We start from the raw sequence: 10,266 nt of genomic DNA on the forward strand, positions 1-10,266 counted from the left end.
CCGCTGTTCGCCTACGACATCCCGGTCGCCGTGCACACCAAGCTGCCCCGCGACGTGGTCCTCGGCCTGGCCGCCGACGGCACGCTCGCCGGCCTGAAGGACTCCAGCGGCGACGAGGGCTCCCTGCGCCGGCTGCTGGTCGAACTGCGCCCGCGCACCCCGGACTTCTCGGTGCTCACCGGCTCCGAACTCACCGTGGACGCCTCTGCCCGGGGCTATTCGGCCCCCGCCCGGGCCGGCTCCGGCTGCTCCGCGGACATGCCGGCGGACGAGCCGGTGGGTGGGTCGGACGGCGACCGCGGCCCGCGGACCAGCACGTAGACGAACAGGACGGCCATGACGGCGACGCCCGCCCACATCGCGTCCTGCCAGCCCTCGACGAACGACTCCTGGGCGGCCCGGACCAGGTCCTGCGCCTGCGGCCCGGCGTCCGCCGCGGCGTCGAGCGCGTTGGCGACGCCCTGCCGTGCGGCGTCGGCGGCGCCGTCGGGAACGCCGTCGAGCCGCGTGTCGACGGCGCTGCGGTAGCCCGCCGACAGGAGCGCGCCGAGCAGCGCGATGCCGAGTGCGGTGCCGAGCTCGCGGGTGACGTCGTTGAGCGCGGACGCGACCCCCTGGCTCTCGCGGGGTAGTGCGCTGGTGATGGCCTCCGTCGAGGGGGTCATCGACAGGCCCATGCCGAGGCCCATGGTGAGCATGCCGGGCAGGATCGACGGGTAGCCGCCGTCGACCGAGACGACCGACGCCATGAGCGCGAGCCCGGCGCCCGCCAGGAGGATGCCCGCCGCCATGGTGGCCCTGGGGCCGACGCGCTGGGCGAGCTTCGGGGCGAGACCCGAGGCGATCATCATCAGGACGGCCATGGGCATCAGCGCGAGCGTCGACACCAGCCCCGACCAGCCGAGGACGGCCTGGAGGAACGGGAACAGCACCACGAAGATGCCCGCCTGTACCCCGAACACCACCAGCAGCGTGATCGACCCGCCGGCCAGCGAACGCTCGCCGAACAGCCGCACGTCCAGCAGGGCGGCGTCCCGGCGGCGCAGCTCCCAGGCCACGAAGCCGACGGCGGCGGCGATTCCCACGACGAGAGCGGCCAGGGTAAGCGGGGCGGTCCAGCCGCGCTCGGGGCCTTCCTGCAGGACGAAGATCAGGCCCACCACGGCGACGACCGACGTCAGCGCGCCGACGGTGTCAAAGGGGTGCCTGGACGTCTCGCGCGAGTTGGGTACGGACCGCAGCGTCATGACGAGCGCGACGACGACGAGCGCGACCGGCAGGGCGAACAGCCACCGCCACGTCACGAGGTCGACGAGGGCCGCCGAGAGGAACATGCCGATGATGCCGCCACCGCCCGCGACACCGGTCCACACGCCGATGGCCTGGCTCCGCTCCGCCGGGGGAAAGGTCGAGGTGATGACGGCGAGGGTGATCGGCATGATCATCGCGGCGCCCACCCCGCCGGCCAGCCGAGCGGCCAGCATGACCTCCGCCGACGGCGCGAGGGCGGCCACCACGTTCGCCGCACCGAACACGGCCAGGCCGGCGACGAGCATGGGCCTGCGGCCGAACCGGTCGCCGACCGCGCCGAGCGGCAGCAGGAGGGCGGCCAGGCCGAGCGTGTAGATGTTGATGATCCACAGGACCGTGCCCTGCGAGACGTCGAAGGTGGTCGCGAGGTCGGGCTGCGCGACGTTGAGCCCGGACACGGACGCGATGACGGCCATCAGCGCGATGCAGACGGCGATCAGGATGGTGCGCCGCTCACGGGCGCCGGGGATGTCCGTACCGGACGTGCTCGTGTCGGACCCGCTCATGCGAGGGCCGCCGTCGTGTCGGCGTTCACCAGGTCGGCGTTGATGTGGGCGCCGGCCATCGCCCCGGCCGCGGCGGACGCCCCGACCTGCGCGGACGCGTCGGCGGTGTTGCCGGCCACCCACACGCCGGGCACCTCGGTGGTCCCGGCCGTACCGGTCACGACGTGGCGGCCCATCCCGTTCGGCAGGTCCTGCAGCGGCAGCCCAAGGTCTTCGAGGCCCTCGGTGCGCGGCAGCATGGTGGTCGCGACGGCGAGCACGCGGCGGGCCACGAGCTGCCCGTCGTCGAGCCGGACGCCCGCGATGCCGCCGCCGTCCGCAGCTGCCACCTCGGCGACGAGGGCGTCGACGACGCGGATGCCGCGGGCCGCGAAGCGGGCCCGCGCGTCATCGTCGAGGGTGGTGCCGTGCGTGAAGTAGACGAGGTCGTCGGTGAGCTGGCGGAACAGCAGCGCCTGGTGGACGGACATCGGCCCTGTCGCCAGCACGCCGATCGGCTCGTCGCGGACCTCCCAGCCGTGGCAGTACGGGCAGTGCACCACGCCGTGGCCCCAGTGCTCGGCCAGGCCGGGGACGTCGGGCAGCACGTCGCGCAGGCCGGTGGCGACCAGGAGGCGACGGGCGTGCAGGGTGGCGCCGTCGGCCAGGGTGACGGTGAAGCGGGGGTCGCCGTCGGCGGCCGGTTCGGCCGCGGCCGCCTTGATCACCTCGCCGGACAGCACCGTGCCGCCGTAGCCGCGGACCTCGGCCCGGCCGCGTTCCAGCAGCTCCGCCGGGGGAGTGCCGTCCAGGCCGAGCAGCCCGTGCACCCCCTCGGCGGGTGCGTTGCGCGGGGTGCCGCTGTCGATCACGACCACGGAGCGGCGGGACCGGGCGAGCATCAGCGCGCCGTTCAGCCCGGCCGCGCCGCCGCCGATCACCACGGCGTCGACGGTCTCGTCCGGTAGCCCCGCGGTGGGCGTTGAGCTGGTTGCAGGCATGTCTGGTTTCCCTTTCGTGGCGCGGCCCTTGGTGGCGGGCCGGACGCGAACGACGCTAGCTCTCTATTGCCAAGAAGGCATAGAATCTTGCCCATGACGCAAGAAACTGGTGAGCTGGACAGCCTGGTGCGCAAGCGCATCCGCGCCCTGCGGGTCGCGCAGGGCTGGTCCCTGGAGGAGCTGGCCACCCGCGCCCGGGTCAGCCAGTCGACGCTCAGCCGCATCGAGAACGGTCAGCGGCGCCTGGCGCTGGACCAGCTCGTCACGCTGGCGCGGGCGCTCGACACGTCGCTGGACCAGCTCGTGGAGACGGCGACGGAGGACGTCGTCATCAACCCGACGGTCGACGGTTCGCACGGCGGGATGCGCTGGTCGATCAAGGCCGAGCCCGGGATGAGCGTCGTCCGGCAGCGCATGACCAGCCCGGCGCCCGACAACCCCGCCCGCATGCGCGCCCACCCCGGCCGCGAGTGGCTCGTCGTCATCTCCGGCACGGCGACCTTGCTTCTCGGCAACCGGCGCATCCGCATCGAGACCAACCAGGCCGCCGAGTTCCCGACGATGCTCCCGCACGCCATCGGCGCGGAGGGCGGACCGTGCGAGATCATCGGCATCTTCGACCGCGACGCGCGGCGGGGCCACCAGCGCGCCGCCGCGGAAACGCCGACGGTTCGGTCCTGACGGCCCTGGCCGGAGAGCCCGGGCGCCGAGCTCCGCGTGCTGCGTGATTGTGCCCGAACCCCCGCCGATATCCGGGCACAATCGCTCGGCCCGTTGCGCGACGTAGTGATTGTGCCCAGAAGAGCAGCGATTTCTGGGCACAATGGCTCGGTGCGGGGCCGGCCGCGTGCGGGTCGGCTCGTGTCACGCGCAGCACAGCGTCCGATATCCGCTAGTCGGCCCGCCGCGGCACGGGCGAGAATCAGCCGGTGACATCCTCTCCACGCTCCGGCGCCCTCGAGTTCTGGTCGGAGCTGCCCAACGACGGCCGCTGGCTCCTGTCCACGGTGATCGTGCAGTTCTTCGGCCGCGGCCTGACGCTGCCGTTCACGATCATCTACCTGCACGAGGTGCGCGGCTTCTCGCTCGGCCTGTCCGGCACGCTCATGGGCCTGATCGCAGTGGTCGGCCTGCTCGTCACCGGTCCGGCCGGGGCGCTCGTCGACCGGTACGGCGCCCGGCGGGTCATGCTCACGGGCCTGTTCTTCGCCGTCGCCGGATACGCGGTGCTCGCCTTCGCGACGGTCCCGGCGGTCGCCGCGCTCGGGCTCGCGCTCTTCGGGGTGCAGCTCGGTGTCGGGTGGCCGTCGGTCAACGCGCTGGTCGCCACCATCGTCGACGGCGACCTGCGCCAGCGGTACTACGGCGTGAACTTCGCGCTGCTCAACCTCGGCGTCGGTGTGGGCGGTGTCGTGGGCGGTCTCGTGGTCGACGTCGAGCGGCCCGAGACCTTCGTGGGGGCGCTCCTGGTCAACGCCGCGACGTTCGTCGTCCCCATCGTCGTGCTCATGGGCCCGCTGCGGCACCTGCACGGCCGGGTCGACCGGCCGGCCGACGACGGCGACGGCGGCAGCAGCGCGGCGGAGGGCTACCTCAGCATCCTGCGCCGGCCCGAGGTGCTCTGGCTCTCCGGGCTGGGGCTGCTCGCGGCGTTCGTCGGATACGGCCAGATGGAGGGCGGGTTCCCCGCCTTCGCGCGCCTGGTGGCAGAGGTCTCGACCCGCGCCATCGGCTTCGCGTTCGTGGTGAACACCGTGGTGATCGTCGCGCTCCAGTTCTGGGTGATGAACCGGGTCAGCGGACGGCGCCGCACCCGGGTGCTCGCGGTCATGGCCGTCGTGTGGGCGACGGCGTGGCTGCTGCTCGGCGTCGCCGGGCTCGTGCCGGGCGGCACCGCGGCCGTCGTCATCGTCCTGGTGTTCCACGGCTTCTTCGGGCTGGGGGAGACCCTCATGCAGTCCGTGCTGCCCTCGCTGACGAACGACATGGCGCCCGCCCACCTGCGCGGCCGGTACAACGCCATCAGCTCGGGGGCTTTCCAGGCCGGCACGATCGCAGGCCCCGTGGTCGCGGGACTCCTGCTCGAACGCGGTTGGGCGGGCGGCTTCATCGGTGTGGTCGTGGCGGGATGCCTCGGGATCATCGCGATGGCGGTCGCCGTCGGCCGGCGCGTTACGCCGGAGGTCGACGGCGTGCGACAGGAGCCGGTGGAATCGGAGCCGGCCTGAGCCGGCCCGCCGACTTTCGTTGCTCTTTTAGCCCACCGCCTCCCAAAGTGGACCCCGGCACACGTTCGTGAGCCAGTGGTCGCGTCCCCCCGCGGGACGCTTGCACCCCGGAGGCAAGAGATGCACAGTCGCATGCCACACCGTCGAACGCCGATCGCTCTCGCAGCGGTCGGCGTTCTCTTTGCAACAGGGGTGAGCGTGACACCCGCGCTCGCGAGCACACCGACACCGACCGAGATCACGCCTGCCCTCACGACCGACGTCCCGGAGCGCGCGGCGGACAAGATCACGCCCGCCGTGCAGAAGCGGCTGGACACGCGGGAGACCGCCGACTTCTGGATCCGGTTCGCCGACACCCCTGACCTGGCACCGGCCAAGGACATCGCCGACTGGGGCGAGCGCGGCCAGTTCGTCTACGACGCCCTGACCAGCACGGCGAAGGTGTCGCAGGCGGACGTCGTCGCCGATCTGAAGGCGGCGGGCGCCGACTACGAGTCCTACTGGATCAGCAACGCGATCCTCGTCGAGAACGGCACCGAGAAGCTGGCGAAGCAGGTCGCCGCCAGCCGCGAGGTCAAGCAGGTCCACGAGCGGTTCGCCGCACAGCCCGTCGAGCCGGTCGAGCGCAAGGCGTCGACCGAGAACGCGCCGCTCGCCACGGAGTGGGGCCTGGACGCCATCGGCGCACCCGACGTGTGGGACATGGGGTTCACCGGCGACGGGATCACCGTGGCCAACATCGACTCCGGCGTCGACGTCGAGCACCCCGCCCTGCTGCAGCACTACCGCGGCTACCTGGGCGAGGGGGAGCTCAGCAACGACTACAACTGGTTCGACGCCAGCGACGCCTGCGACGGCGCGCCCTGCGACGTCGACGCCCACGGCACCCACGTGATGGGCACCATGGTCGGTGACGACGGCGAGGGCAACCAGATCGGCGTCGCACCGGATGCCGACTGGATCGCGGCCAACGGCTGCGCGTCCTGCTCGGACGCGGACCTGCTCGCCTCCGGGCAGTGGATCCTCGCGCCGACGCGGGCCGACGGGTCGGACCCCGACCCGGCCCAGCGCCCGCACATCGTGAACAACTCCTGGGGTCTGACGGAGCCCGGCGCCATCGACGACTTCATGTCCGACGAGATCGCGGCCTGGGAGGCCGCCGGCATCTTCGGCGCGTGGGCGGCGGGCAACGCGGGCGAGGTGGGCTGCCAGTCGACGTCGTCCCCCGGGGCCAACGTCGCGACCTACGCGGCGGGCGCGTTCGGCGAGAACGGTGACATCGCCGGCTTCTCCTCACGCGGGCCGGGGGCGGACGGCGAGACGAAGCCGAACCTGTCCGCGCCCGGCGTGGACGTGCGGTCCTCCGTACCCGGCGGCGACTACGAGGAGTTCAGCGGGACGTCCATGGCGTCACCGCACCTCGCGGGCGCTGTGGCACTCCTGTGGAGCGCCGCGCCGGTCCTGGTCGGCGACATCGAGGCCACCAAGGAGCTCCTGGACGGGACCTCCACCGACGTCGCCGACGACTCCTGTGGCGGCATGCCCGCCGACAACAACGTGTGGGGCGAGGGCAAGCTCGACGTGCAGGCGCTGGTCAGCAACGCGCCGATCGACGGTTACGGCTTCCTCGCGGGCACGGTCACGGGGCCGGACGGCAAGCCCGTCGCCGGGGTGCGGGTCACCGCGGGCGAGCGTTCCGACACCACCGACGCCGAGGGTGCCTACCGCCTGGGGCTGGAGGAGGGCTCGTACTCCGTCACGGCCTCCGCCTTCGGGTTCCTGGACGCGACGGCGCAGGCGGACATCGTCGAGGACGAGACGACCACGGTGGACCTCGCCCTGAAGGCCGCGCCGACCACCACGGTGAGCGGTACCGTCACCGACGGTTCCGGGCACGGCTGGCCGCTCGACGCCAAGGTCACCGTGCGGGGCGCACCGAGCAGCGTCGTGGCGTGGACCGACCCGTTCACCGGGAAGTACTCGATCAAGCTGCCGCAGAAGGCCACGCACACGCTGGTGGTCGAGCCGGCCGTGACCGGGTACGCCACGTTCACGCAGGCCGTCGAGGTGGGTACGAAGCCGACGTCGGCCGACGTCGCGCCGCTCGTGCTCGGCGAGTGCACCGCCGCCGGTTACGCCATGACCGGCGCGGGCGCCGGGGTCGAGGAGTTCGAGTCCGGCGACGTGCCGGAGGGCTGGACCGTCGAGGACCTGGCGGGCAGCGAGCAGGTCTGGACGTTCGACGACCGCTTCGAGTACGGCAACCAGACCGGCGGTGAGGGCCTGTTCGCCGAGGTGAACAGCGAGGGCTACGGCGAGGGCGGGGTGCAGGACACGACGCTCACGTCACCGGCGTACGACCTGAGCGACCTCGACGCGCCGCTCCTGACCTTCGACCAGGCCCTCTTCTCGTTCGGCGAGTTCGCCGACGTCAGCTTCAGCACCGACGGCGGCGAGACCTGGGAGACGGTACTGCACCAGACGTCCGAGGCCTTCGGGCGCACGGTCGTCGCCCTGTCCGGCGCCGCCGGTGAGTCCGACGTGCGGGTCCGGTTCCACTACGGTGACGCCGAGTGGGCCGGGTTCTGGCAGGTCGACAACGTCTCGGTCGGCGCGTGCCTGCCGGTCGCCGGCGGCCTCGTCGCCGGGATCGTCCGGGACCTCAACACCGGCGACGGTGTCAACCGCGCGACGGTGACGGCAGGGAAGCAGAGCACGAAGACGCTGGACCCGGAGAGCCCCAAGGTGGGCGCCGGGTACTACTCGCTCTTCTCGCCGAAGGTCGGTGAGCGGGAGATCCGTTTCGCGGCCAAGGACTACCGGTCGAAGAAGGTACCGGTGACGGTCGTCGCCGACGCCGTCGTCCGGAAGGGCGTGAAGCTCGCGGCCCCGCTCCTGACGGTCTCGCCGGAGACGATCTCCCGCGAGGTCCGCATGGGCGGCACCAGGTCGGGCACGTTCACCGTGACGAACGAGGGCACCGCGCCGGCGGACGTCGAGGTGGCGCCCGCGTCGTCCGACTTCGAGATCCTCGGGTCGACGGGTGGAACCGGTGTCATCAAGGGCGCCGTCGGCGAGACGACCGAGGTGGGCACGGCCGCGCCGTCGGGCAAGGCCGGCACGGCCGGGAAGAGCCCGAAGGACGGCGACCGGCTGGCTCGCAACGGGACGAAGGACGGCCCGGCGGTGACGCCGGCCGCGCCGCCGTCGCTCCTCGCGGAGGGGACGACCATCACGCACTCCTCGTCGCAGGACATCGCGCCGGACAACTCGGCGGCCTGCATCGGTGAGCAGACGCAGTGGTTGCGGACGTTCACCCTGGAGGACTTCGAGATCGAGGGCGAGTTCTCCGTGACGAACGTGTCCTTCGGTGTGGAGACCGTCGAGTCGACCGCCGAGGTGACGGTCAACCTGTACGAGCTCGACGGGGACCTCGTCTACGACAACATGACCCTGCTGGGCACGTCCGACGTCACCCTCGAGCCCCAGCAGCTCACGATGGTGGACGTGCCGGTCGCCGGTGTCGCACCGGCGGGCAGCACGCTCGTGGTCGAGGTCGTCGGGCACGCGGGTGGCGTGTTCTTCATCGGCTCGAACGCCGAGCCGGAGACCGCGCCGTCGTACATCGCGAGCGAGGCGTGCGGCAACGCCGAGCCCGCCACCACCGAGGAGGTCGGCTTCCCCCGCATGCACACGGTGCTGAACGTGACCGGCGAGACCACGGTCGAGGTGCCGTGGCTCGACGTGCAGCCGCCGTCGTTCAGGCTGAACCCGGGCGCGTCAGCGACGGTGCAGGTGGACATGGACAGCAGCCGTGTCGACCAGCCGGGTACCTACACGTCGGCCGTCGTGGCCAACGGCAGCACGCCGTACGCCGAGCCGCGCACGCGGGTCTCGCTGACGGTGACCCCGCCCGCGACCTGGGGCAAGATCGCCGGCACGGTCACGGGAGTGACCTGTGACGACGAGACGGTCCCGCTCGAGGGAGCGTTCGTGGTCATCGACGGGTCCGAGCACGACGTCACGCTCGTCACCGGTCCGGACGGCGGCTACGCCCGCTGGATGGGGATCTCGAACAACCGGCTGACGCTGCTCAGCTCGGCGACGGGGTACCCGCCGGAGTCGAAGAACGCGCGCATCATCAAGGGACAGACGGTGGTGCACAACTTCGAGCTGAACGAGCACTGCGGCTAGTCGGAAACACTTGATCCGTAACACCTAGTCCGCTCCGAGAACACTCTTGGGCATGGTTCCAGCTCCGGAACCATGCCCAAGAGTGTTCGGGGGTCTCGGCAGGCCCGACCAGCGAGGGCCGGGTGGCTACCGGGTCCCGACCGTGTGGTGCCTGGCCCGGAACCCGAGCACCTGCTCGGCGGCCGTGAGGTCGTAGGGCACCGCACGCCCCTCGATCGGCCGGCGCACCGGAGTGTCCGGGTGGTACCGGCGCAGCAGGTCGGCGGTGGGCTCCGGCACCAGCGTCTCCGGGGCCGCGACATGGATGACGACGGCGCCGTCGGCGGCGCAGCCGAGTGCGAGCCAGGCCGCCTCAGCGGCGTCGCGCGTCTCCAGGTAGGCCCACAGGCTCCCCGCGCCGACCGCCGGGTCCTTCGCCACGGCGTCCGCGTACTCGGGGAGCCGCTCGTCGGTGCCCCCGATGAACGGGTACCGCAGCGCGACCACGGGCATCCCGTAGCGCCGCGCCATCATGTCGGCGGTGAGCTCGTCCGCCCGCTTCGAGAGGGCGTACGCGTCGGCGGCCTGGTCGGGCGTGTCCTGGTCGACGGGCACGTAGACCGGGTGCAGCTCCCGCCCCGCGAACGGGAGGCCTGAGGCGGCCTGGCTGCTCGCGATCACCGCGCGGCGGACGCCGGCGCGCCCCGCCGCGTCGAGCACGGTGAACGTCGACAGCGTGTTGGTCCCGAAGACGACCTCCGGCGGGTCGTCGAGCGGCGTCGGGATGGCCGCGAGATGGATGACGCCGTCGGCCCCCTCCATCGCCCGCGCCGCCACCTCCGGCGACCGGGCGTCGCCCACGACGACGCGGTCGGCGGGCAGACCGCCCGGATCGTCCAGGACCAGCGCGGTGGCCGGCACCGACTCCCTGGCGAGCACGTCGAGGACCGCGCGGCCGATGCGGCCTGCGGCTCCGGTGACCAGTACACGCTGAAACCGGGTGATGGCGTCCTCCTCGGGTAGCAGTCCGGAGTCATTCTGCCCGTTTTCGGCCGCATTTGGGCGGCC

6 protein-coding genes and 1 pseudogene are annotated in these 10,266 nt (G+C 72.3%); 4 read left to right on the plus strand and 3 right to left on the minus strand.

The window, feature by feature from the left end; genetic code table 11:
- Positions 1 to 321: pseudogene (locus ACFWE2_RS21915) on the plus strand (hypothetical protein); the annotation flags it as partial.
- Here the strand turns inward: ACFWE2_RS21915 and ACFWE2_RS21920 are convergent.
- Both ACFWE2_RS21920 and ACFWE2_RS21925 read right to left on the minus strand, forming a co-directional pair.
- Complete coding sequence (locus ACFWE2_RS21920; RefSeq protein ID WP_377226325.1) at positions 216 to 1,817, minus strand: MFS transporter; 1,602 nt, start codon at positions 1,815 to 1,817, stop codon at positions 216 to 218. The pseudogene ACFWE2_RS21915 and the gene ACFWE2_RS21920 overlap by 106 nt on opposite strands.
- Positions 1,814 to 2,797: an NAD(P)/FAD-dependent oxidoreductase gene (locus ACFWE2_RS21925; protein WP_377226326.1), complete on the minus strand. Its 984-nt coding sequence runs from the start codon at positions 2,795 to 2,797 to the stop codon at positions 1,814 to 1,816. The genes ACFWE2_RS21920 and ACFWE2_RS21925 overlap by 4 nt, the downstream gene beginning before the upstream one ends.
- A gap of 93 nt (positions 2,798 to 2,890) precedes the next feature.
- Between ACFWE2_RS21925 and ACFWE2_RS21930 the strand changes: the two genes are divergently transcribed.
- The 3 genes from ACFWE2_RS21930 to ACFWE2_RS21940 all read left to right on the plus strand — a co-directional run bounded on the left by ACFWE2_RS21930 (position 2,891) and on the right by ACFWE2_RS21940 (position 9,219).
- A complete protein-coding gene (locus ACFWE2_RS21930) occupies positions 2,891 to 3,478 on the plus strand; it encodes a helix-turn-helix domain-containing protein (protein ID WP_377226327.1) in 588 nt (195 codons plus the stop codon).
- 248 nt (positions 3,479 to 3,726) lie between these two features.
- Positions 3,727 to 5,025: an MFS transporter gene (locus ACFWE2_RS21935; protein WP_377226328.1), complete on the plus strand. Its 1,299-nt coding sequence runs from the start codon at positions 3,727 to 3,729 to the stop codon at positions 5,023 to 5,025.
- A gap of 198 nt (positions 5,026 to 5,223) precedes the next feature.
- Positions 5,224 to 9,219: a S8 family serine peptidase gene (locus tag ACFWE2_RS21940; protein WP_377226329.1), complete on the plus strand. Its 3,996-nt coding sequence runs from the start codon at positions 5,224 to 5,226 to the stop codon at positions 9,217 to 9,219.
- 126 nt (positions 9,220 to 9,345) lie between these two features.
- Here ACFWE2_RS21940 and ACFWE2_RS21945 read toward each other — a convergent pair.
- The coding region (locus tag ACFWE2_RS21945) for an NAD-dependent epimerase/dehydratase family protein (RefSeq protein WP_377226330.1) at positions 9,346 to 10,266 on the minus strand (921 nt) is incomplete at its 5' end.

It is taken from the genome of Promicromonospora sp. NPDC060271 (assembly GCF_042726755.1).
Classification (GTDB): domain Bacteria; phylum Actinomycetota; class Actinomycetes; order Actinomycetales; family Cellulomonadaceae; genus Promicromonospora.

Excerpts from the sequence above, each read along its gene's own strand:
- ACFWE2_RS21920 (WP_377226325.1), bottom strand. The coding sequence starts at position 1,817 with ATGAGCGGGTCCGACACGAGCACGTCCGGTACGGACATCCCCGGCGCC.
- ACFWE2_RS21925 (WP_377226326.1), bottom strand. The coding sequence starts at position 2,797 with ATGCCTGCAACCAGCTCAACGCCCACCGCGGGGCTACCGGACGAGACC.
- ACFWE2_RS21930 (WP_377226327.1), top strand. The coding sequence starts at position 2,891 with ATGACGCAAGAAACTGGTGAGCTGGACAGCCTGGTGCGCAAGCGCATC.